General features: G+C 74.5%; 24 protein-coding genes and 3 tRNA genes. 15 read left to right on the forward strand and 12 right to left on the reverse strand.

Annotated features, from left to right (window positions below; genetic code table 11):
• The first annotated feature begins 14 nt into the window (after nucleotides 1-14).
• The 5 genes from GPA02_RS07520 to purM all read left to right on the forward strand — a co-directional run bounded on the left by GPA02_RS07520 (nucleotide 15) and on the right by purM (nucleotide 5,160).
• Nucleotides 15-371: a sterol carrier family protein gene (locus tag GPA02_RS07520; protein ID WP_156199297.1), complete on the forward strand. Its 357-nt coding sequence runs from the start codon at nucleotides 15-17 to the stop codon at nucleotides 369-371.
• A 10-nt stretch (nucleotides 372-381) separates the two neighbouring features.
• Entirely contained in the window at nucleotides 382-942 is a 561-nt protein-coding gene (locus GPA02_RS07525) for a hypothetical protein (protein WP_156199298.1), read from the forward strand.
• Complete coding sequence (locus tag GPA02_RS07530; protein WP_156199299.1) at nucleotides 942-2,390, forward strand: RNB domain-containing ribonuclease; 1,449 nt, start codon at nucleotides 942-944, stop codon at nucleotides 2,388-2,390. Before GPA02_RS07525 ends, GPA02_RS07530 begins: the two co-directional genes overlap by 1 nt.
• A gap of 72 nt (nucleotides 2,391-2,462) precedes the next feature.
• A complete protein-coding gene (gene purF, locus GPA02_RS07535) occupies nucleotides 2,463-4,004 on the forward strand; it encodes an amidophosphoribosyltransferase (RefSeq protein WP_156199300.1) in 1,542 nt (513 codons plus the stop codon).
• A 43-nt stretch (nucleotides 4,005-4,047) separates the two neighbouring features.
• Nucleotides 4,048-5,160, forward strand: a complete 1,113-nt coding sequence (gene purM / locus GPA02_RS07540; RefSeq protein WP_156199301.1) for a phosphoribosylformylglycinamidine cyclo-ligase — start codon at nucleotides 4,048-4,050, stop codon at nucleotides 5,158-5,160.
• 105 nt (nucleotides 5,161-5,265) lie between these two features.
• Here purM and GPA02_RS07545 read toward each other — a convergent pair whose 3' ends face one another.
• The 3 genes from GPA02_RS07545 to GPA02_RS07555 form a co-directional block, all read right to left on the reverse strand.
• Nucleotides 5,266-5,454, reverse strand: coding sequence for a DUF3073 domain-containing protein (locus tag GPA02_RS07545; protein WP_156199302.1), 189 nt, complete (start codon nucleotides 5,452-5,454; stop codon nucleotides 5,266-5,268).
• Between the two features lie 178 nt (nucleotides 5,455-5,632).
• Nucleotides 5,633-5,899, reverse strand: coding sequence for a DUF3618 domain-containing protein (locus GPA02_RS07550; protein ID WP_156199303.1), 267 nt, complete (start codon nucleotides 5,897-5,899; stop codon nucleotides 5,633-5,635).
• Complete coding sequence (locus GPA02_RS07555) at nucleotides 5,896-6,297, reverse strand: phage holin family protein (protein WP_240133940.1); 402 nt, start codon at nucleotides 6,295-6,297, stop codon at nucleotides 5,896-5,898. Before GPA02_RS07555 ends, GPA02_RS07550 begins: the two co-directional genes overlap by 4 nt.
• A gap of 333 nt (nucleotides 6,298-6,630) precedes the next feature.
• On the opposite strand from GPA02_RS07555, the gene GPA02_RS07560 reads away from it, so the two are divergent.
• From GPA02_RS07560 to GPA02_RS07570, 3 genes are read left to right on the forward strand one after another with little or no spacing between them, the layout of a single operon-like run.
• On the forward strand, nucleotides 6,631-7,689 hold the full coding sequence (locus GPA02_RS07560; RefSeq protein ID WP_156199304.1) for an acyltransferase: 1,059 nt from the start codon (nucleotides 6,631-6,633) through the stop codon (nucleotides 7,687-7,689).
• Nucleotides 7,690-7,712: 23 nt separating this feature from the next.
• The gene (locus tag GPA02_RS07565) at nucleotides 7,713-8,180 is read left to right on the forward strand and encodes a helix-turn-helix domain-containing protein (protein WP_156199305.1); all 468 of its coding nucleotides are present in this window, start codon (nucleotides 7,713-7,715) and stop codon (nucleotides 8,178-8,180) included.
• Between the two features lie 9 nt (nucleotides 8,181-8,189).
• On the forward strand, nucleotides 8,190-8,657 hold the full coding sequence (locus GPA02_RS07570) for a VOC family protein (RefSeq protein ID WP_156199306.1): 468 nt from the start codon (nucleotides 8,190-8,192) through the stop codon (nucleotides 8,655-8,657).
• On the opposite strand, the gene GPA02_RS07575 is transcribed toward GPA02_RS07570, so the two are convergent.
• The 7 genes from GPA02_RS07575 to GPA02_RS07605 all read right to left on the reverse strand — a co-directional run bounded on the left by GPA02_RS07575 (nucleotide 8,654) and on the right by GPA02_RS07605 (nucleotide 12,195).
• Nucleotides 8,654-10,114, reverse strand: a complete 1,461-nt coding sequence (locus tag GPA02_RS07575; RefSeq protein WP_156199307.1) for a UDP-N-acetylmuramoyl-L-alanyl-D-glutamate--2,6-diaminopimelate ligase — start codon at nucleotides 10,112-10,114, stop codon at nucleotides 8,654-8,656. The two genes, GPA02_RS07570 and GPA02_RS07575, sit on opposite strands and share 4 nt — an antisense overlap.
• Before the next feature lie 27 nt (nucleotides 10,115-10,141).
• On the reverse strand, nucleotides 10,142-10,801 hold the full coding sequence (locus GPA02_RS07580) for a DUF5701 family protein (RefSeq protein WP_156199308.1): 660 nt from the start codon (nucleotides 10,799-10,801) through the stop codon (nucleotides 10,142-10,144).
• 66 nt (nucleotides 10,802-10,867) lie between these two features.
• On the reverse strand, nucleotides 10,868-11,323 hold the full coding sequence (locus GPA02_RS07585) for a hypothetical protein (protein WP_156199309.1): 456 nt from the start codon (nucleotides 11,321-11,323) through the stop codon (nucleotides 10,868-10,870).
• Nucleotides 11,316-11,801 (reverse strand): hypothetical protein, encoded by a 486-nt coding sequence (locus tag GPA02_RS07590; protein WP_156199310.1) that lies wholly within the window; start codon nucleotides 11,799-11,801, stop codon nucleotides 11,316-11,318. Before GPA02_RS07590 ends, GPA02_RS07585 begins: the two co-directional genes overlap by 8 nt.
• Before the next feature lie 97 nt (nucleotides 11,802-11,898).
• Nucleotides 11,899-11,971, reverse strand: a tRNA-Phe gene (locus tag GPA02_RS07595).
• A gap of 50 nt (nucleotides 11,972-12,021) precedes the next feature.
• A tRNA-Asp gene (locus GPA02_RS07600) sits at nucleotides 12,022-12,095 on the reverse strand.
• 27 nt (nucleotides 12,096-12,122) lie between these two features.
• Nucleotides 12,123-12,195 (reverse strand) — tRNA-Glu (locus GPA02_RS07605).
• A 167-nt stretch (nucleotides 12,196-12,362) separates the two neighbouring features.
• Here GPA02_RS07605 and GPA02_RS07610 point away from each other — a divergent pair.
• The 6 genes from GPA02_RS07610 (at nucleotide 12,363) to nagB (ending at nucleotide 16,128) form a co-directional block, all read left to right on the forward strand.
• Complete coding sequence (locus GPA02_RS07610; protein ID WP_156199372.1) at nucleotides 12,363-12,713, forward strand: metallopeptidase family protein; 351 nt, start codon at nucleotides 12,363-12,365, stop codon at nucleotides 12,711-12,713.
• A 38-nt stretch (nucleotides 12,714-12,751) separates the two neighbouring features.
• On the forward strand, nucleotides 12,752-13,150 hold the full coding sequence (gene msrB / locus GPA02_RS07615; RefSeq protein ID WP_156199311.1) for a peptide-methionine (R)-S-oxide reductase MsrB: 399 nt from the start codon (nucleotides 12,752-12,754) through the stop codon (nucleotides 13,148-13,150).
• Complete coding sequence (locus GPA02_RS07620; RefSeq protein ID WP_156199312.1) at nucleotides 13,147-13,905, forward strand: endonuclease/exonuclease/phosphatase family protein; 759 nt, start codon at nucleotides 13,147-13,149, stop codon at nucleotides 13,903-13,905. Before msrB ends, GPA02_RS07620 begins: the two co-directional genes overlap by 4 nt.
• Nucleotides 13,902-14,813, forward strand: coding sequence for an EamA family transporter (locus tag GPA02_RS07625; protein ID WP_240133941.1), 912 nt, complete (start codon nucleotides 13,902-13,904; stop codon nucleotides 14,811-14,813). The genes GPA02_RS07620 and GPA02_RS07625 overlap by 4 nt, the downstream gene beginning before the upstream one ends.
• 121 nt (nucleotides 14,814-14,934) lie before the next feature.
• Complete coding sequence (locus tag GPA02_RS07630) at nucleotides 14,935-15,219, forward strand: GlsB/YeaQ/YmgE family stress response membrane protein (RefSeq protein WP_156199313.1); 285 nt, start codon at nucleotides 14,935-14,937, stop codon at nucleotides 15,217-15,219.
• Between the two features lie 123 nt (nucleotides 15,220-15,342).
• Nucleotides 15,343-16,128, forward strand: a complete 786-nt coding sequence (gene nagB / locus GPA02_RS07635; RefSeq protein WP_156199314.1) for a glucosamine-6-phosphate deaminase — start codon at nucleotides 15,343-15,345, stop codon at nucleotides 16,126-16,128.
• A gap of 70 nt (nucleotides 16,129-16,198) precedes the next feature.
• Here the strand turns inward: nagB and GPA02_RS07640 are convergent, their stop codons facing one another.
• Both GPA02_RS07640 and GPA02_RS07645 read right to left on the reverse strand, forming a co-directional pair.
• The gene (locus tag GPA02_RS07640) at nucleotides 16,199-17,038 is read right to left on the reverse strand and encodes a fumarylacetoacetate hydrolase family protein (RefSeq protein ID WP_156199315.1); all 840 of its coding nucleotides are present in this window, start codon (nucleotides 17,036-17,038) and stop codon (nucleotides 16,199-16,201) included.
• A gap of 328 nt (nucleotides 17,039-17,366) precedes the next feature.
• Nucleotides 17,367-18,383, reverse strand: coding sequence for a LacI family DNA-binding transcriptional regulator (locus GPA02_RS07645; RefSeq protein WP_156199316.1), 1,017 nt, complete (start codon nucleotides 18,381-18,383; stop codon nucleotides 17,367-17,369).
• Nucleotides 18,384-18,570: 187 nt separating this feature from the next.
• Here GPA02_RS07645 and GPA02_RS07650 point away from each other — a divergent pair, with 187 nt between their 5' ends.
• Nucleotides 18,571-20,946, forward strand: coding sequence for a beta-xylosidase/alpha-l-arabinosidase (locus GPA02_RS07650; protein WP_156199317.1), 2,376 nt, complete (start codon nucleotides 18,571-18,573; stop codon nucleotides 20,944-20,946).
• The last annotated feature ends 2 nt before the right edge of the window (nucleotides 20,947-20,948 follow it).

Genomic DNA, 20,948 nt, shown 5'->3' on the forward strand with positions numbered 1-20,948 from the left:
GTAGATTTCCCGGCATGGCACGACGGCGGATCTCACGCGCCCAGGGCGAGGCCGCCCTGGCCGCCTGGCGCGCGGGCGAGGCCGACCGGCCGACCGCCGTGCGCGCGGTCCGGTACCTGCTGGAGGAGCTGGCCGAGCGCGCGCCCGGGCACTCGGTCGAGGTGCGCGTGCCGCCCGCGGGCGTGGTGCAGGTGATCGAGGGGCCGCGGCACACGCGCGGCACCCCGCCCGGCGTCGTCGAGACCTCGATGGAGACGTGGCTGCGGCTCGGCACCGGTGCGCTCACCTGGGACGCGGCGGTCGCGGCGGGCGAGGTGTCGGCCTCGGGGCTGCGCGCCGACCTGTCCGACCTGCTGCCGCTCGTGGGCTAACGTCGCGGGGGTGAGCACGCTGGAGCGAGGAGACGACCCGGGCGAGCCGCACGACGACGGCGGTGCACCGACCTCCGCCGGCGCTGCCGACCAGCCCGACGCCGTGACGGCGCCCGAGCAGGCGGCCGCGAGCGGTGCCGACGCCGAGGCCGAGCCCGCCGCACCCGGCACCGCCGACGACGGCGCGAGCACGCTCGAGCGCAGCGAGGACTTCGACGGCCCGCGCGCCGAGGCCGGCGAGCCCGACGGGTCCGACGGGTCCGACGGGTCCGGCACGTCCGGCGAGCCCGTCGACGCGCTGGACGCACCCGAGATCAGGGTCGACCGCACGCGGGTGCGCCGTGCACCGCGCTACGGGCGGTTCGCGCTCGTCGGCGGGGTGCTGGGGATCGTCGTCGCCTTCCTGCTCACGCCGCTCGCCCGGTTCGAGAACCTCGACGTGCCCTGGCACTTCGACCCGTGGGGCCTGGCGCTGGTGATGGCCGCGATCCTCGCGCCGGTCGGCATCCTGCTCGGCTGCGTCGTCGCGCTCGTGGCCGACCGCCGCTCCCGCCGCGGGATGCGTCCCTGATGCCGGTCCGCAGCCTCACGCTCGCCGGCGACGCCGTCGCCGACGTCGCGCCCGCGCTCGAGCGGCTGCGCGAGGAGCTGGACGTCCCGGGCGAGTTCCCGCCCGCTGCGCTCGCGGAGGCTCACGAGGCGGCGGCCGCGCCGCCCGCGCACCCGGTCGACGCGACCGACGTCGAACTGGTGACGATCGACCCGCCCGACGCCATGGACCTGGACCAGGCGCTGCACCTGCAGCGCGCCGGCTCCGGCTACCTCGTGCAGTACGCGATCGCCGACCCGGCGTCCTTCGTCGCCCCGGGCGGCGACCTCGACCGCGCCGTCCACGAGCGCGGCATGACGTTCTACGGGCCGGACGGCCGGATCGGGCTGCACCCGGACGTGCTCGCCGAGGACGCCGCGAGCCTGCTGCCCGACCAGGTGCGGGCCGCCTGCCTGTGGCGGATCCGGCTGGACGCCGACGGCGAGATCACCGACGTCGAGGTCGTCCGCGCCCAGGTCCGCAGCCGCGCCAAGCTGAGCTACGAGCAGGTGCAGCGGCACCTCGACGGCGAGGCCGGCGGCGCGGTGCCGCCGATGCTGGAGCTGCTCCGCGACGTCGGCACCCTGCGCCAGGAGCGTGAGGCCGACCGCGGCGGCGCGTCGCTGCCGATCCCCGAGCAGGAGGTCGCCGAGGAGGACGGCCGCTACCAGCTGCGCTACCGCGCGGCGCTCGACGTCGAGGAGTGGAACGCCCAGGTCTCGCTGCTGACCGGCATCGCGGCGGCGCGGCTGATGCGCGACAAGCGGGCGGGTGTGCTCCGTACCCTGCCCGAGGCGGACCCGCGCGACGTGAAGCGGCTGCGCCGCGCCGCGTCCGGGCTCGGGATCGAGTGGCCCTCCGACGAGCCGTACGGGCGGATGCTGCGTCGCCTGGACGCCTCCCGACCCGCGCACGCCGCGTTCCTGGAGGAGGCCACGACGCTGTTCCGTGGCGCGGGCTACCTCACCTTCGACGGCGAGCTGCCGCCGTCGTCCCCCCACGGCGCCATCGGCGCCGAGTACGCCCACGTGACCGCCCCGCTGCGGCGACTGGTCGACCGGTACGGGCTCGAGATCTGCCTGGCGGCGAGCGCCGGGACCGACGTGCCGGACTGGGTGCGCGAGGCGCTGCCGGCGCTGCCGAAGACGATGAGCACGGCCGGTCAGCGCAGCGGCGCCTACGAGCGCGAGTGCGTGAACCTCGTGGAGGCCGTGCTGCTGGCGCCCCGCGTCGGGGAGGCGTTCCCCGGCGTCGTCGTCGAGGTCGACGAGCGCGACGAGGACCGGCCGCCGAAGGGCACGGTCGTCGTTCCCGAGCCCGCGGTGCGGGCCACGGTCACCGGCGAGGCCCTGCCGCTGGGCGAGGTCACGTCCGTCACGCTGGCCGAGGCCGACCCCGAGACCCGGCGGGTCGCGTTCACCCACCCCTGAGGCACCACCCGCCGCGATCGTGACACCGGCACCGGTGCACCTGTGCGCGGGCGGGTGTGGGACGATGGGGACGTGGCGCGCGGCGACGGACGACTGACGCACGAGTTCGATCCTCACGACAAGGGCCCGCAGGACGAGTGCGGCGTCTTCGGTGTCTGGGCACCCGGTGAGGAGGTCGCCAAGCTCACCTACTTCGGGCTCTACGCGCTGCAGCACCGCGGCCAGGAGTCGGCGGGCATCGCGACGTCCAACGGCAAGCAGATCCTCGTCTACAAGGACATGGGGCTCGTCTCCCAGGTCTTCGACGACATGGCGCTGTCCTCGCTCACCGGGCACATCGCGCTCGGGCACGTGCGCTACTCCACGACCGGCGCCAGCACCTGGGAGAACGCGCAGCCCACCCTGGGCCCCACGGCCGAGGGCACGATCGCGCTCGGCCACAACGGCAACCTCACCAACACCGCCGAGCTCGTGCGGCTGGTCGAGGAGCGCTACGGCCCCCGCACGCGCGACGACCTCGTGGACCGCTGCGCGACCGACACCTTCGTGCTGACCGCGCTGCTCTCGGGCGACCCCGACCACACGCTCGAGGCCACCGCGCTCGAGGTGCTGCCCCGCGTGCAGGGCGCCTTCTCGCTCGCGTTCATCTCCGAGGACACCCTCTACGCCGCCCGCGACCCGCACGGCATCCGGCCGCTCGTGCTCGGCCGCCTGGAGCGCGGCTGGGTCGTCGCGTCGGAGACCGCGGCCCTCGACATCATCGGCGCCTCGTTCGTGCGCGAGGTCGAGCCGGGCGAGCTGATCGCGATCGACGCCGACGGCCTGCGCAGCCGGCGCTTCGCCGAGCCGCAGCCCAAGGGGTGCGTGTTCGAGTACGTCTACCTCGCCCGGCCCGACACCACGATCGCGGGCCGCAGCGTCCACGCCGCCCGGGTGGCGATGGGTCGTGCGCTCGCGCGCGAGCACCCGGTCGAGGCCGACCTCGTCATCCCCACGCCGGAGTCCGGCACCCCGGCGGCGATCGGCTACGCCACCGAGTCGGGCATCCCGTTCGCGCAGGGGCTGACGAAGAACGCCTACGTCGGCCGCACGTTCATCCAGCCCTCGCAGACGATCCGCCAGCTCGGCATCCGGCTCAAGCTGAACCCGCTGCGCGAGGTCATCCGCGGCAAGCGGCTGGTCGTCGTCGACGACTCGATCGTGCGCGGCAACACCCAGCGGGCGCTGGTGCGGATGCTGCGCGAGGCGGGCGCCGCCGAGGTGCACGTGCGGATCTCCTCGCCGCCGGTCACGTGGCCGTGCTTCTACGGCATCGACTTCGCCACCCGCGCCGAGCTGATCGCGAACGGGCTCACGGTCGCCGAGGTCGGTGCGTCCCTGGGCGCGGACTCGCTCGGCTACATCTCGCTCGAGGGCATGATCGAGGCCACCGAGCAGCCCGCCTCGCAGCTGTGCGCCGCGTGCTTCACCGGCTCCTACCCGGTGCCGATCGCCGACCACGCGGTCGCCGCGGGCCTGCGCGAGCAGGACGAGCTGCCGCTGGGGGCGCCGGAGGACGGCCTGTCGAGCATCACCGTCGGGGCCGGTGGCTCCGGCGCGCTGCGCCACCCGTGACGACCTGCGCCGCCCAGCGGGTCGCCGACACCGAGGAGCACGCATGAGCGAGCCGATCACCTATGCCGACGCCGGCGTGGACACCAAGGCGGGCGACCTCGCCGTCGAGCTGATGAAGGACGCCGTGCGCGCCACCCACGGCAGCACGGTGCTCGGTGGCTTCGGCGGGTTCGCCGGCATGGTCGACGCCTCGGCGCTGCGGGACATGCGCCGGCCGCTGCTCGCCACCTCGACCGACGGCGTCGGCACCAAGGTCGCGATCGCGCAGGCGCTCGACGTCCACGACACGATCGGCCACGACCTCGTGGGGATGGTCGTCGACGACATCGTCGTGGTCGGTGCGCGGCCGCTGCTCATGACCGACTACATCGCGTGCGGCAAGGTCGTGCCCGAGCGGATCGCCGCGATCGTGCGCGGCATCGCGGAGGCCTGCGCGCTCGCCGGCGTGCCGCTGGTCGGCGGCGAGACCGCCGAGCACCCCGGGCTGCTCGGCGAGCACGAGTACGACGTGGCGGGCGCGTGCACCGGTGTCGTGGAGGCCGACGACGTGCTCGGCCCCGACCGTGTGCGGGAGGGCGACGTGCTCGTCGCGCTCGCGAGCTCCGGCCTGCACTCCAACGGCTACTCGCTCGTGCGGCGGGTGGTCGAGCACGCCGGCTGGGCCCTCGACCGGCACGTGCCCGAGCTGGGCCGGACGCTGGGGGAGGAGCTGCTCGAGCCCACCCGTGTCTACGCCGCGGACTGCCTCGCGCTCGCCGCCGACCCGGCGTGCGACGTGCACGCCTACACCCACGTGACCGGTGGCGGGCTCGCCGCCAACCTGGCGCGCGTGCTGCCGGCCGGGACGGTCGCCGACGTGGACCGTGGCTCGTGGGTCGTGCCGCCGGTCTTCGACCTCGTGCGCGAGCTGGGCTCGGTGCCGTGGTCGGACCTCGAGCACACGCTCAACCTGGGCGTGGGCATGGTCGCGGTCGTCGGCGCAGACGGCGCGGACGCGACCCTGCGACGGGCCGCCGAGATGGGCCTGTCGCCCTGGGTGCTCGGCGAGGTGCGCGGTGCCGCGACCACGACGACCGCCGACGGCGACGTCGTCAGCGGCACCAAGGGCGTCGACGGCGGCGCGGTCCGCCTGACCGGCGCCTACCGGCGTGGCTGAGCGACCCGACGTGGGTGATCAGCGCCGCCGTGGGTGAGGTACCCGGTCGAGGGGGCCGACGTCGTCGACGTCCTCGGTGCCGCGACCACGTCGCTGCCGCAGGAGCTACCGACCGCTGGCCTCGCGCCAGTCGTCGTCGTCCTCGTCCTGGGCAGGAGGAATCTCCCAGCGGTCGTCCGAGCCGCCGCTCGCAGCGAGCTCGCGCTCGAGAGCGCTGAGATCGGTCTGCGGGCTGTAGTACTTGAGCTGCCGAGCGACCTTGGTCTGCTTGGCCTTCTGACGGCCGCGCCCCATGGCGTGACCCCCTCCGCTTGGGCCGAGCCGTACACCGTCGCAGACGTAGTACGGCCGGAATGATCAGTGTGTCGTGGTGCCAGCCTACCCCGTCGCCGCGCTGTGTCTCACGTCGAGGCGTCCGGGCCGAGGACTCGGCCTGCCCGGATGGCGAGACGGGCGGGGTCCGGCGGGTGGTTCAGCGGCTGCGACGCAGGATCGCGATGCCGACGAGCCCGGCGATCGCTGCGAGCGCGCCGCCGGCGATCTGCACGGCTCGAGGCTCGCCGGCGCGCACGTCCTCGACGAACGCGCGGCCCTTGTCCGCTGCCGCCTGCGCCTGCCGGCGGGGGTCGAGCCGGTCGGAGATCTCGTCGACGGTGCGCGTCAGCTCCTCGCGGGTGCGACGGAGGTCGGCCTCGATCTCGGCGGCCGAGCGCTTGGGCTGCTGCTGATCCGTGCTCACTGGGACACCCCTGCCTTGAACGCGTCGATGTCGCGCTGGATGCTCTCCTTGGGCTGCGGCGTCGGGCCCTTGCTCAGCATGGTCTTGCCGACCAGCGCGGCGACGGCCGCGACCACGAGCACGACGCCGGCGACGATCAGCGCGGCCGCCCAGCCGGGCAGCGCGAGGTCGAGCGCGAGGTACAGCGCGTGCAGCAGCCAGCCCAGCCCGAACAGCCCGAACACGCCGGCGACCGCGAGCAGCGCGGCACCCGCGCCCACGGCCTTGCCCTTCTCGGCGAGCTGGGCCTGCGCGAGCTGGATCTCGTCGCGGACCAACGTCGACATCGTCTCGGTCATCCGTCCGACCAGCTGGCCCAGCGAGGGCTCGCCCCCTGGGCGTGGGGTCGTCTCGGTCACCGTGTCCACCCCTCTCCACGCGGCACCCTGGACCGGTGCGCCACGTCACGACACTACCGTGACGCGCGCTCCGGCACGCAGTCGCGCCGGGGCATCCGTGCAGGTCGCGCGACGGCGCGGCGCGCACCCGTCACCGCGCCCGTCACCGCGCTGGTCGCCCCGCCGAGCTCGTAGCCGCGTGCCGATCTCGTAGCCCCGTGCCGAGCTCGTACCGTGCACCGTACGAGCCGGGTACGCAGGTACGAGCTCGCTCGGCGGGGCGGCCTCGCGGATGGTGGCGGAGGGTGCCCAGCCGGTGCGGCGACGCCCCGACGGCTGGTTAGCGTGGGTACGATGACCACCGACGAGCAGGCGAGCCCGACGGCGTGGCTGACCTGGCTGCGCGCCGTCGCGATCCTCGCCGTGGTGACGATCCACGCGACCGCCTCGACCGCTGCGGCCGACGGTGCCTGGGAGCGCCCGGTCGGCCGGTTCGCGGTCGTCCTCGACATGGCGATCCACTTCGCCGTCCCGGTCTTCGTGCTGGTGAGCGGCGCGCTCAACCTCGACCCCGACCGGTACCGCGGGGCCGCCGACTTCCTGCGGCGCCGGGCGCTGCGGCTCGTGCCGGCGGTGGTGTTCTGGCACCTCTGGTACGTGGGGGTGCGGTGGGTGCGCGGCGACGAGCTGGAGCCCGTCGACCTCCTCAGCCGCGTGGTCAACGGGGAGCTGTTCACGCAGCTGTACTTCTTCTGGATCGTGCTCGGGCTGTCGGCGATCACGCCGCTGCTGATGCTGCTCGTGCGCCGGTGGGGTCGGCCCGGCGTCGCGGTGCTGGGCGTGCTCGCCCTCGGTGCGACCGTCACGGCCGCCGGGCTGCGCGCGCCGACGGGCGCGGTCGAGAACGCGGTGCTGTGGTGGCTGCCGTACCTGGGGTACTACCTGCTCGGGTGGGTGCTGCGCGAGGTCAGGCTGCGCGGCGTCGCGCTGGCGCTGCTCGGCGTCGTGACGGTCTCGCTCGCTGCCCTGCTGCCGTGGCAGTGGGGGTCGGGCGAGTCGCCGTCGTGGCTGACGGAGGCGGCGCCGGTGAACTACTACGGCGCGGGGATGGCGCTGTACTCGATCGCCGTCTTCGTGCTGGCGCACGGGCTGCTGGCGCCTGATGGCGTGCTGCGCGGGCTCCTCCGGCCGCCCGCGATGACCGTGGCCGACGAGGTGGGTGGCGCCACGATGGGCATCTTCGGGTTCCACATGACCGTGCTGACGGCGCTGCAGATCACCGGGTTCCTCCACGGCGACGACCCCGCGCCCGACCTCGGTACGCTGCTGGCCCGGATCGTGCTCGCGATCGGGGTGACCTGCGCCGTCGTGCTGCCGCTGCGCCGGGTACCGGTGGTGCGCGCCGTCCTGTGAGCGGGCGTCCCTAGACTCACGGTGTGACCACGCGAGCGCACGACGACGTGCTCGTGCACCTGCGGGCGGCGCGCGACCACGCGGACCGCCACTTCGCCGAGCCGCTCGACCTCGCCCAGCTGGCCGCGGTCGCCCGGCTCAGCCGGTTCCACTTCCAGCGCCTGTTCACGGCGACCTACGGGCTCAGCCCGGCCGCGTACCTGTCCCAGCGGCGCATCGAGCGCGCCCAGGACCTGCTGCGCGCCACGAACCTCACCGTCACCGAGGTGTGCCACGCCGTCGGCTTCAGCAGCCTGGGCTCGTTCAGCACGCGCTTCCGCGAGGTCGTGGGGGAGTCGCCGAGCGCCTTCCAGGCTCGCTACGCGGCCACGGGCGCCCCCCGCATCCCGGGGTGCTACGTGTTCATGTGGGGGCTGGCCGAGACCGCTCGGTCCGGGGCCACGACGAGCACCGCAAACCAGGAGAAGCGCACGGCCGCGCGGCGTCCCTAGCGTGGTCGCATGATCACCAACGTCTCCCTCGTCAGCGTGTGGGTGAAGGATCAGGACGCCTCGCTCGCCTTCTACACCGACGTCCTCGGCTTCGAGGTCGGCGACGACATCCAGCTCGCGGAGGACTTCCGCTGGCTGACCGTCGTCCATCCCCGCCAGCCCGAGCTCCACCTGCACCTCACGACCCCCGGTCCGCCGCTGTCGGAGGAGCTGCAGCAGCAGATCCGGCGCGCCCTCGACGCCGGCGGCATGCCCGGCGTGGGGCTGAACGTCGACGACTGCCGCGCCACCTGCGCCGAGCTCGAGGCGAAGGGCGTCACCGTGCTGCAGCCGCCCGCGGAGCGGCCCTACGGCGTCGAGGCGCTGATCCGGGACAACTCGGGCAACTGGATCGTCATGGTCGAGCCGCGCGCGTTCGACGCCGACGCCCTCACCCGGGAGGACATCGAGTCGCCGGAGCCCGTGCAGCAGCGCTAGTGGCGCAGCCGCAGCGCTTCGCGGGCCTCGGCGACCTCGTCCCACGGGATCGTCTCGGTGTCACGCTCGAGCGTGTCCTCGGGCCCCTTGCCGGCGAGCACCACGGTGTCGCCGGCACGGGCGTGCCCGACGGCGTGCCGGATCGCCTCGCGCCGGTCGCCGATGCTCGTGGTCGTGCCCGGCCCGGCGGCGCCGCGCTCCATCTCGGCGAGGATCTCGGCGAGCGGGGTGTCGCGGTGGTCCTCCTCGGTGAACACCGCGTGGTCGGCGAGCCGGGAGGCGACCTCGCCGAGCGGTGCACGCTTCGACGGGTCGCGCGGGCCGCCCGCGGACCCGATGACCACCCACAGCTCGCCCTCGGTGGTGGCGCGCACGGTCGCGAGCGCCTTCTCCAGGCTGGGCGGGGTGTGGGCGAAGTCGACGATGACGCGCGGGTCGTCCGGGCGGCCCGGCACCAGCTCCATGCGGCCGGGCACACCGGCGAAGGTGCGCAGACCGGTGAGCAGGTGCTCCGCCGTCGCCCCCAGCCGCTGCGCGGCCGCCATCGCGGCGAGCGCGTTGGCGACGTTGAACCGGCCGATCATCGGCAGCCAGGCGTCGAGCCGGCCGAGCGGGCTGTCGACGGCGAACGCCAGGCCGTCGGCGCGCTCCTCGACGTCGTGCGCGACCCAGGCGGCGTCGCGGCCCTCGGCGGAGTACTCGGTCTCCTCGGGGGCGATCCCGCGCAGCCGGGCGGTCCACGGGTCGTCGGCGTTGAGGACCGCGAACGGCGAGCGCTGCACGAGGCGCGCCTTGTCGGCGAAGTAGTTCTCGACGGTGCCGTGGAAGTCGAGGTGCTCCTGCGTGAGGTGCGTCCAGACGGCGACGTCCCAGTCGACCGCGCGCACCCGGTCCATCGCGAGCGCGTGGCTGCTCGCCTCGAGCACGACGGCGTGACCGCCGGTGGCGACCACCTCGCCGAGCACGCGCTGCACCTCCGGCGCCTCCGGAGTGGTGAAGTGGGCGGGGAAGTGGCGCAGCGCGCCGTCCGGCAGCTCGTAGCCGACGGTCGAGAGCAGCCCGGTGCCCAGCCCCGCGGCGCGCAGCAGGTGCCGGGTGAGCCAGCTGGTGGTGGTCTTGCCGTCGGTCCCGGTGACCCCGACGACGCGCAGCGCGCGGCTGGGGTGGCCGGCGAGCGCGGCGGCGCCGTCGGCGAGCGCCGCGCGGGCGCCGCGGACGGCGAGGTAGGGGACCGGGCAGGCGACGCCGTCGGGCAGGCCCTCCCCGATGACGGCGACCGCGCCGCGGTCGACCGCCTCCGCGAGGAAGCGGTGACCGTCGGCGCGGGCGCCGCGGATCGCCACGAACGCCGAGCCGGGTCGCGCCCAACCGGCGTTGTGGGTGATGGCGGCGACCTCGACGTCGGGAAGCGACGTCGAGGTCGCACCGATCACCTGGGCGAGGTCGTGCAGCAGCATGGGCTCATGCTGCCACCGGCGCGGGGGTCACACCGACCGCGCGCCGGCCGAGGCGGACCCCAGCCAGGTGTGCGGGTTGCGGTCCCAGCACCAGCCGAGCTTGGGGGCCCGGTCGGAGATCCAGATCGCGGGGACCTTCTGACCCGTGCGCCGCGACGCGAGCAGCGAGAAGCACTTGTTCTTGCGCAGCATGTCGGGGCGCTGGGTGACGAGCGCGATGCCCTCGGCGATCGTCAGCGGGGTGCGGCCGCGGCCGGTGATCGTCGTGAGCGCCGACTCGGGCGTGACGTTCGTGAGCTCGGTCCCGGTGTCGATGTCGGTGAGCAGGTACACCGGCGCCTCCGGGATCTCCACGCCCGCGATCGGGGCGTAGGAGGCGAGCTCGTCGTCGGGGATCATCAGCGCCGCCGGACGGTCGTCCTTCGTCATGAGCAGCGCCGTCTCGCGCAGCGGCGCGGTCCGGGGCACGACCACGAACGGCACGTGGTCCTCCTCGGCGACCGTGCTCGGCCCGCAGGGCAGCCGCGCGGCGAGCCTGCCGACGGCGTCGGTCAGCTCGGCCTCGGACATCCCCATGAGCGCGGGGTAGCCGAGCCGGAGCAGGGTCTCCAGCTGGCGGTCGAGCTCGGCGGTGCTGCTGCGGTCGATCGTGGTGTCGGGGGCGGTGGGCTGGGCGGTACGTGGCACGAGGGCTCCCTCCGGTCGGTGCGGCAGGTGGTCAACGGGCGAGCCGGGCCGCGTGTTCCCGCGGCGTCAGCCCAGGGTGAGCAGGACGCCGAGCGCGACGGCGCCGGCGAGCCAGGCCGCGTACCGCCGCCAGGTGGGTCGGCCGGCGGTGACCGCCGCGCCGAGGCCCGCGGCCACGAGGCCGGGGACCGCCCCCACCGCGCCGATCGCCATGTTCCACGTGAGCACGCCCAGCGCGAGGCTGGTGCCCACCGCTGCGAGCAGCAGGTGCACACCGAGCGGCATCTCGCGGTCGGCGAGCGAGCCCGCGACCAGCACGAGCAGCGTCGAGAGGACCGCCGCGACCGCCGCCAGCCCGAGGAGCTGGCCCACGGCGCTCCCGCCGCCGACGCCGAGCAGACCCGAGAACGCGGCGACCAGCAGCAGGGCACCGAACCAGCAGCGCGCGCAGGTGCGGAGCGTGCGACGCCAGTCGAAGCCGTCGGCGACGGCCGGGCGCGGCCGGACGCCGGCGTCAGCCACGGCCCTCGAGCCCGGCCCAGGCCCCGCCGACGGCGAGCACGCCGAGCGCCAGGACGCCGATGCGACCCCACCGCGTGTCACGGTTGCGTGCGAGCACCGCGACGCCCGCCGCGAGCGCGGCCCCGACGCCGTAGACGAGCGCCCAGCCGAGGTCGCCGGTGAGCACGAGGGTCCAGCCGCCCAGCGCGAGCGCGGCCACGAGCGCGTGCACCCACGGCGGCGGCTCGGCGCGCTGCGCGCCTGCGGCCGCAGCGGTCACCACGACCGCGACGACGGCGGGCAGCACGAGGAAGATGAGCACCGAGTACCCCGCGAACGCCAGCGGGTGCAGACCGGCCCCCGCCGCCACCAGCACCCGGGCGAGCGCGAACGCGAGCGCGACGGCGCACCAGCACCACACGCTCAGCACCAGGGTCGGCCGCAGCCAGGGCGGGACGGGGCGCCCGGCTCGGGGCGCGGGGGCCGCCGTCTCGCTCATGGGGTCACGGTACCGACGCCCGCACCGGCGGGCACGATCGGACCGGGCCCCGGGTACGACGACGGCCCCCGGGACGATGTCCCGAGGGCCGTGACGGTGGCTCCGACCGGCGTCGATCCGGTGACCTTTCGATTTTCAGTCGAACGCTCTACCAACTGAGCTACAGAGCCGTGGCGGCGGTTCGCCGTCGAACTGGGTGGCCTTCCGGCGAACCGTTCCGCGACCCCGACCGGACTTGAACCGGCGGCCTCCGCCGTGACAGGGCGGCGCTCTAACCAACTGAGCTACGGGGCCAAGCACTTCACATTCTGCACGAGTTCGCACCCCCAACGGGATTCGAACCCGTGCTACCGCCGTGAAAGGGCGGGGTCCTAGGCCGCTAGACGATGGGGGCTTCCCGAGCGCCCGTGACGTGCCAGACGCCCCAGAACCTGGACGAGCATAAGGGAGTGGCGGGTCCCGGAGCAAACCGGCGCGGTGTGGCACGGGCCACGTCGCCGGGCGGGCCCGCACACGCGCGCCCGGCCGGGCCGGCGGGTGGAGACTGGAGCCGTGATCGAGATGTCGCGGGAGGCGTTCGAGGAGGCGGTCGCGGACGCGCTCGACCTCATCCCGCCCGAGCTCGCGGTGCACATCGACAACGTGGTGGTGCTCGTCGAGGACGAGCCCTCGCCCGACGCCGACGACCCGGACCTGCTCGGCCTCTACGAGGGCACCCCGCTCACCGAGCGCGGCGAGTGGTGGGCGGCGGGGTCGCTGCCCGACCGGATCACGATCTTCCGGAACCCGACGCTGCGGATGTGCGACTCCCGCGACGAGGTGGTCGAGGAGGTCGCCGTCACGGTCATCCACGAGGTCGCGCACCACTTCGGGATCGACGACGAGCGGCTCCACGAGCTCGGCTGGGCCTGACGCCGGTTCCCCGGCCCGACGGGGCGATACTGGGGGGCATGGACAAGGTCATCAAGACCGAGCAGGAGTGGCGCGCCGAGCTCGACCCGATGGAGTACGCGGTGCTGCGCGAGGCCGCGACCGAGCGGCCGTACACCGGTGAGCTCCTCGGCGAGACCCGCACCGGGATCTTCTCCTGCCGCGCGTGCGGGGCCGAGCTGTTCCGCAGCGAGACGAAGTTCGAGAGCCACTGCGGCTGGCCGAGCTTCTACCAGCCGCAGGAGGGCGACGCCGTCGAGCTCGTCGAGGACCGCTCGCACGGCATGATCCGCACCGAGGTGCGCTGCGCGCGCTGCGGCTCCCACCTGGGCCACCTGTTCGACGACGCGCCGCAGACCCCGACCGGCGACCGGTACTGCATCAACTCGGTCGCGCTGCGCTTCGCCCCCGAAGGATGACGAGGGTCCTCACCCTCAACCTCCAGCACGGGCTGTCGCGGTCGGGTCGGCCGACCAACGCCGAGGAGCTGGGTGCCGCGGTCGCCGGGCTGGGCGCCGACGTCGTCGCGCTGCAGGAGGTCGACCGCGGCCAGCCCCGCAGCGGCGGGGTCGACCAGGCCCGTGTGGTCGCCGACGCGCTCGGCCTGGAGCACGTCCGGTTCGCCGCCACCCTGGCCGGTGACGTGCGCCGTGCCAAGGTCTCGCCGGACCGGTGGGGCGCGCACGACGGCGCGGGCTACGGGCTGGCGCTCGCGTCGCGCTGGCCCGTGGTGTCGTGGTTCGTGCGGCCGCTGCCGAGGCTCCCGGTGCGCTACCCGGTGCTGCGCGAGGGGCGGCCCGCGCTGCGTGACGACGAGCGGCGCGGCGTGCTCGCGGCGGTGCTCGCGACCCCGTCGGGCCTGCTGAGCGTCGCGAGCGCGCACCTGTCGCTGCTCGCGCCTGTCGCGGCCGTGCAGGTGCGCGCGCTGCTGCGGTCGGTCGCGACGCTGTCGACCCCCGCGGTCGTCGCGGGTGACCTCGACCTCGACCCGTGGCTGCTCGGGCCGCTGGCCCGGGGCTGGCAGCTGCCGCAGGCGCCGACCTTCCCCGCCGCCGCACCGCGCCGCCAGCTCGACCACGTGCTCGTGCAGGGTGCGCCCGTCGTCGCCGTCGAGGCGCTCGACCTGCCGGTCTCCGACCACCGAGGGCTGCTCGTCACGCTGGACCGCCGGTGACGGCGCCTGTGGCCGACCCGACGGCGGCCCGCGGCCTTGCGCGGGTCCCGGCGCCGGCGCTGTTCATCACCTCCGGGATCTCGCAGTACTCGGGCGCCGCGATCGCGGTCGGGCTGTTCGCGCTCATGCCGCCGCACACCGTGGCGTGGCTGCGCGCGGTGGTGAGCGCGCTCCTGCTGCTCGTGCTGATGCGGCCGTGGCGCGCGCCGTGGACCCGCCGGACGCTGCGCCAGACGTCGCTGTTCGGCGTCGTGCTCGTCGTGATGAACATGCTGTTCTACGTCGCGATCCACTACCTGGCGCTGGGCGCCGTCGTCGCGATCGAGTTCGCCGGGCCGGCGCTGGTCGCGGCCTGGGGGAGCCGGTCGGTGCGCGGCCGCGTCGCGGCGGGCCTCGCCGCGGCAGGCGTCGCCGCGATCAGCCTCGTCGGGCTGCGCTGGGACCTGCACGACGACGTCGGTCCGCTCGTGCTGGGGCTGGTCTGCGCGGTCGCGGCGGGCGCCACCTGGGCCTGGTACATGGTGCTCGCCGGGCGGATCGCGGCCGTGCGCGACGGGCAGGCCTCGCTCGCGGTCGGCACGACCGTGGCCGCGGTCGTGCTGGCGCCGCTGGCGGCGCCGTGGGCGGGCCCGCTGCTGCGGTCCGAGGCGCCGGTGTGGCTCGCCGTCGTCGGTGTCGGCGTGCTGTCCTCGGTGATCCCGTACGCGCTGGACCAGGTGGCGATCCGGCGGCTGGGGACGGCGGCCTTCGCCCTGCTCAACGCGCTGCTGCCCGCCACCGCGACCGTCGTCGGGCTGGTCGCGCTGCGGCAGACGCCCACGCCGGGCGAGATCGTCGGGCTCGTCGCGATCAGCGTCGCCGTCGCGATGACACCGCGTCGCCGGGCGGTCGGGCCGGACGGCGGCTGAGCGGGCGCGGACTATAGCGCCTCGAAGACTAGCCGCGCTAGCCCCCTCACAAGATCTCCCCCTTCTGCCACTGTGGTGCTCAGAGGCACCTGCACGCCTCCGAACAGAGAAAGGTGGCTTCATGGAGCTCACGCTTGGCGGAATCATCGGCACGATCATCTTCGGCGCCGTCATCGGCATCCTGGCGCGGCTGATCAAGCCGGGCCGGCAGAACATCAGCATGGTCGCGACCGTCGTGATCGGCATCATCGGAGCGGTGGTCGGGTACTTCCTCGCCGCGCTCATCGGCGTCGAGGCGACCGACGGCATCGACTGGATCCGCTGGATCATCTCGATCGTCGTCGCGATCATCGTGCTCGGCATCTACCTCGGCATGTCGGGTCGCAAGGGTGGCACCAGGCCCTGACGCGGGCGCTGAGGCCTCGCCTCGCACCGACACCGACGGGCTCCCGGCACACGCCGGGAGCCCGTCGTCGTCCCCGACCCGCGCCGATTGGAAGCGGCTCGCCGTCGCTGACAGACTGAGCGCGTGGAGGTCATCATCACGCGCGATCCGGACGAGATCGCATCGATCGGGGCGGACGCGTTCTGCCACCTGCTCAACCGCAAGCCGGACGCCGTCCTCGGGCTCGCCACCGGCTCGTCTCCGCTCGCGATCTACGACGAGCTCGTGCGCCGTCACGAGGCGGGCACGGTCAGCTTCGCCCGGGCGCAGGCGTTCACGCTCGACGAGTACGTCGGGCTGCCGGCCGACCACCCGCAGCGGTACCGCAATGTCATCGCCACCGAGCTGACCGACCGCATCGACATCGACCCCGACCGCGTGCACGGCCCCGACGGGCTCGCCGAGGACATCCCCGCGGCCTGCGCGGCCTACGAGGAGGCCATCGCGGCCGCCGGCGGCGTCGACCTGCAGATCCTCGGCATCGGCACCGACGGCCACGTCGCGTTCAACGAGCCCGGCTCCTCGCTCGCGTCGCGCACGCGCATCAAGACCCTGACGGCGCAGACCCGCGCCGACAACGCGCGCTTCTTCGGCGACGACCCCGACGCCGTGCCGCGGCACTGCCTCACCCAGGGCCTCGCGACGATCATGGAGGCCAGGCACCTCCTGCTGGTCGCCACCGGCCGCGCGAAGAGCGAGGCCATCCACCACCTGGTCGAGGGCGCGGTCTCCGCGATGTGGCCGGCCACGATCCTGCAGCACCACCCCAAGGTCACGGTGCTCGTCGACGACGCTGCGGCGTCACGGCTCGCGCTGTCCGACTACTACCGCGAGACCTACGCGAACAAGCCGGCCTGGCAGCACTTCTGAGCCCGGGCCGGCGGCAGCGGCCGAGCCGGGCGCACGTCGTCACCGACGTGCGCCCGTGCGACGGGCTCGCTCAGACGATGCGCTGGCGCTGCGCGCCCAGACCCTCGATGCCCACCTCGACGACGTCGCCGACGGCGAGGTAGGGGAAACGACCCGACAGCGCGACGCCCTCGGGCGTGCCGGTGTTGATCAGGTCGCCCGGGTCGAGCACGAGGTACTGCGACAGGTGCCACACGATCGTGGCGACGTCGAAGATCAGGTCGGCGGTCGTCGAGTCCTGACGGGTCTCGCCGTTGACCGTCGACCACAGCCGCAGCGCGTTCGGGTCCGGCAGGTCGGACACAGGCACCAGTGCGGGGCCGAGCGGGTTGAAGGAGGGGCCGCACTTGCCCTTGCTCCACTGCCCGCCGGACTCCTCGAGCTGCCACGCGCGCTCGGACAGGTCCTGGCTGGTCACGAAGCCGGCGATGTGGTCCCACGCCTCCTCGGGCGAGGCGAGGTAGCTCGCGCGCCGGGAGATGACGACGCCGAGCTCGACCTCCCAGTCGAGCTTCGTCGAACCTGGCGGCATCGGCACGTCGTCGTTCGGGCCGACGACGGTGTTCGGGTGCTTGAAGAACAGCACCGGCACCTCGGGCGGCGCGCTGCCCGACTCCGCGGCGTGCGCCGCGTAGTTCATCCCGATGCACAGCACAGCGCCCGGGCGGGCGATCGGCGCACCGATGCGCATCTCGTCCGCGCCCTCGAGCACCGGCAGGCCGTCGAGCGCCTCGCGCACGCGGGTCAGGCCGTCGGCGGCCAGGAAGTCGCCGTCGATGTCATCGGTGAGCGGACGCAGGTCGCGCGTCACGCCGTCGTGGCGGACGGCGGGGATCTCCTCGCCGATCCCGCCCAGTCGCAGGAGCTCCATCGGTGTCCTCTCTCGGGTGCCGAGCCCGATGATGCAGCAACCGGCGTCAGCGATGGCGCGGCTGCCCGGATGGTAGGACGCGGGGCGTGGGGCCGCACGTCGGCGTCGCGCCGGTCGTCGTCGAGCCGCGCGGCGAGGACGAGTCACGACGGCGAGGACGAGCGGTGCGCCGCTCGCGATCGGCGGCCGGGCTCGTGCTCGTGCGGACAGCAGCGCCGGGTGTGGTGCATCGGGACCCGAGACGGTGCAGACTGGTCGGTGCGTCCCTCCCTTCGGCTGCCCCCGACCATGTCGAGGGGAGGGGCGTTCTTCGCGCCCGCGGTCGCCGTCAGCCGCCCGGCGGGGGTGCGGTCGAGGACCGCACCACGAGCTCGGTCATCAGCTCGATGCGCGTCGACTCGGGCTGCTCGCCGCGTGCGAGCGCGATGAGCATCTGGGCGGCGAGACCGGCCATCTCGCGCAGCGGCTGGTCGACCGTGGTGAGCGGCGGGTTGAGCCACTGGGTGATCGGCAGGTTGTCGTACCCGACGACCGAGAGGTCCTGCGGCACCCGCAGCCCGAGCTCGTGCGCGGCCCGGACGACGCCGAGCGCCTGCTGGTCGGAGCCCGCGAAGATCGCGGTGGGCCGGTCCGGGCGGTCGAGCAGCTCGCGCCCGTAGCGGTAGCCGCTGCCGGCGTCGAAGCCGCCCCAGCGAGTCAGCGCGGGGTCGTGCGACAGCCCCGCCTCGTCGTGCGCGCTGCGGTAGCCGTCGACGCGGGCGCGGCTGCACAGGATGTCCGGCGGGCCCGAGATCACCGCGATCCGGCGGTGGCCCAGCTCGATGAGGTGCCGGGTCGCCGTCAGGCCGCCGTTCCAGTTGTTCGAGCCGACCGTGGGCACGCCCGGCGGCTGCTCGCCCTGGGTGTCGACGACGCCGAACGGGATCGAGCGCGACCGGAGCTGGTGGCGCTGCCGCTCGTCGGGCGAGGCCAGCACCATGAGCACGCCGAGAGGGCGGCGCGCCATGACGTCGTCGATCCACTCGGTGGGCGGCCGGTGCGAGCCGCCGAGCTCGGAGAGCACCACCCCGATGCGGGCCGGGCCGCACACGAGCTCGACGCCGCGGATGATCTCCTGCGACCAGAGGTTGTTCGCTTGGTGGAACACGAGGTCGAGCAGCCGCGGGCGCGCGTTGGCCGAGGGGTCGACCGGTTTGCGGTAGTCGTGGCGCTCGAGCGCCTGCTCCACCCGCGTGCGGGTGCCGGGGGCGACGTCGGAGCGCCCGTTGAGCACCTTCGAGACCGTCGACACCGAGACGCCGACCTCCGCGGCGATCTCCGCGATCGTGGCCCGACCACGCGCCATGCGTACCACCCTTCTCGAAAGTGTCGGCCAGCATAGCGGCCCCGGGCGCGTGGCACATGACCGACGCTTCGTAGCGTTCTGCCAGGTGGGCGGCTCTTGACGGCGGGCGGCCGCATCCCTACGGTGACGTGCTATCGAAGATATCGGAGCGGATATCGAAAGGTTCGACACGACGAGGTGGGGATGCATGTCCGACGCGGTCAGCGGTGCGACGTCCGACGCAGCGGAGGCGCACCTGCGGGGCCCCTGGAACGACGCGAAGCTGCCGCCCCAGGAGCGCGCCGCGGCCCTCGTCGCCACGATGACGCTGCCCGAGAAGGTCGGCCAGCTCGTGGGCCTGTGGGTCGGCGCGGACGCCTCGGGCGGTGACGTCGCCCCGTACCAGGGCGACATGACGCAGGACGGGCCTTCCTTCGCCGACGTCGTCGACGACGGCCTCGGGCAGCTGACGCGCCCCTTCGGGACCGCGCCGGTCGACCCCGAGCTCGGTGCGCGCTCGCTCGCCCGCGCGCAGCGCCAGGTGATGGCCGCGAACCGCTTCGGGATCCCTGCCCAGGTGCACGAGGAGTGCCTCGCCGGCTTCGCGGCGTGGGGTGCCACCGCCTACCCGGTGCCGCTGTCGTGGGGCGCGACGTTCGACACCGCGCTCGTCGAGCGGATGGCCGGCGAGATCGGCTCCTCGATGCGCTCGGTCGGGGTCCACCAGGGCCTGGCGCCGGTCGTCGACGTCGTCCGCGACCTCCGGTGGGGGCGGGTCGAGGAGACGATCGGCGAGGACCCCTACCTCGTCGGCGCGATCGGCGCCGCGTACGTGCGCGGGCTCGAGGGCAGCGGCGTCGTCGCGACCCTCAAGCACTTCGCCGGCTACTCCGGCTCCCTCGCGGGCCGCAACCACGCCCCGGTGTCGGCCGGGCCGCGCGAGATGGCCGACGTCTTCCACCCGCCGTTCCTCACCGCGCTCCGGGAGGGCGGTGCCCGGTCGGTCATGAACTCCTACGCCGCGGTCGACGGCGTCCCGGTGGCCGCGGACGAGCGTCTCCTCACCGACCTGCTGCGTGGGGAGTGGGGTTTCGAGGGCACGGTCGTCGCGGACTACTTCTCGGTGGCGTTCCTGCGCACCCTGCAGCGCGTGGCCGCGACCGACGGCGAGGCGGCGGCGCTCGCGCTGACGGCGGGCATCGACGTCGAGCTGCCCTCGGTCGCCGCGTACGGCGAGCCGCTGATCGAGGCGGTGCGGACGGGCCTGGTGCCCGAGGCCCTGGTCGACCGTGCGCTGCTGCGGGTGCTCACGCAGAAGGCGGAGCTCGGGCTGCTCGACGCGGACTGGGACCCCGAGGTCGAGGGCGCGCCGGACCTGGACCCGCCGGCACACCGCGACACCGCGCTCGCGCTGGCCCGCGAGGCCGTCGTGCTGCTCGCGAACGACGGCGCCGCGCTGCCGCTGGCGCCCTCGGCGCGGGTCGCGGTCGTGGGGCCGCTCGCCGACGACCCCTACGCGATGCTCGGCTGCTACTCCTTCCCCGCGCACGTCGGCATCCACCACCCGGACGCGGGCATGGGCATCGAGATCCCGACCGTGCTGGACGCGCTGCGGTCGGTGCACCCGGGCAGCGTCGTGCACGCGCGCGGCTGCGAGGTCTCCGCGCCCGGGCGCGACGGCTTCGCGGAGGCGGTGGAGGCGACCCGTGGCGCCGACGTCGCGGTCGTGGTCCTCGGCGACAAGGCCGGCCTGTTCGGCCGCGGCACCTCCGGCGAGGGCAACGACGCACCCGACCTGCGGCTGCCCGGTGAGCAGCAGGCGCTCGTCGAGGAGCTGGTCGGCACCGGTGTCCCGGTCGTCGTGCTGGTGGTCTCCGGCCGCCCGTACGCGCTCGGTGCGCTCACCGCGGCGGCGGCGCACGTGCAGGCGTTCTTCCCCGGCCAGCTCGGCGGGCGCGCGATCGCCGAGGTGCTCACAGGCGCCGTCAACCCCTCCGGCCACCTGCCGGTGTCGGTGCCGCGCGAGCCCGGCTCCCAGCCGGCGACGTACCTGGCGCCCACGCTCGCGCGTGCCACCGCGGTCTCCGACATCGACCCGACGCCGCTGTACCCCTTCGGGCACGGGCTCTCCTACGCCGAGCTCACGTGGGGCGAGGTGACCTGCGACGACGAGACCTGGCCGGTCGACGGCGAGGTGAGCGTCCGCCTCGACCTCACCAACGACGCCGACCGCGAGGTGGCCGACGTCGTGCAGCTCTACCTGCACGACCCGGTCGCCGAGGTCGCGCGGCCCGAGGTGGCGCTGCTCGGCTTCCAGCGGGTCACGCTCGCGCCGGGCGGGCGGGCGAGCGTCACGTTCCGGGTGCACGCGGACCTGACGTCCTTCACCGGCCGCGACGGCGCCCGCGTCGTCGAGCCCGGCGCCGTCGAGCTGCTGGTGGCCCGCTCCAGCGCCGACGTGCACCGCACGGTCGCGCTCGACCTCGTGGGCGAGCGTCGCCGGGTCGGGCCCGCGCGCACCCTGCTCGCCTCGGCCCTCGTCGAGGCGGGCGGCCGCACGACCGAGGAGGTGACCGTCGGATGAGC

Source organism: Actinotalea caeni (genome assembly GCF_009733795.1).
Lineage (GTDB): Bacteria > Actinomycetota > Actinomycetes > Actinomycetales > Beutenbergiaceae > Pseudactinotalea > Pseudactinotalea caeni.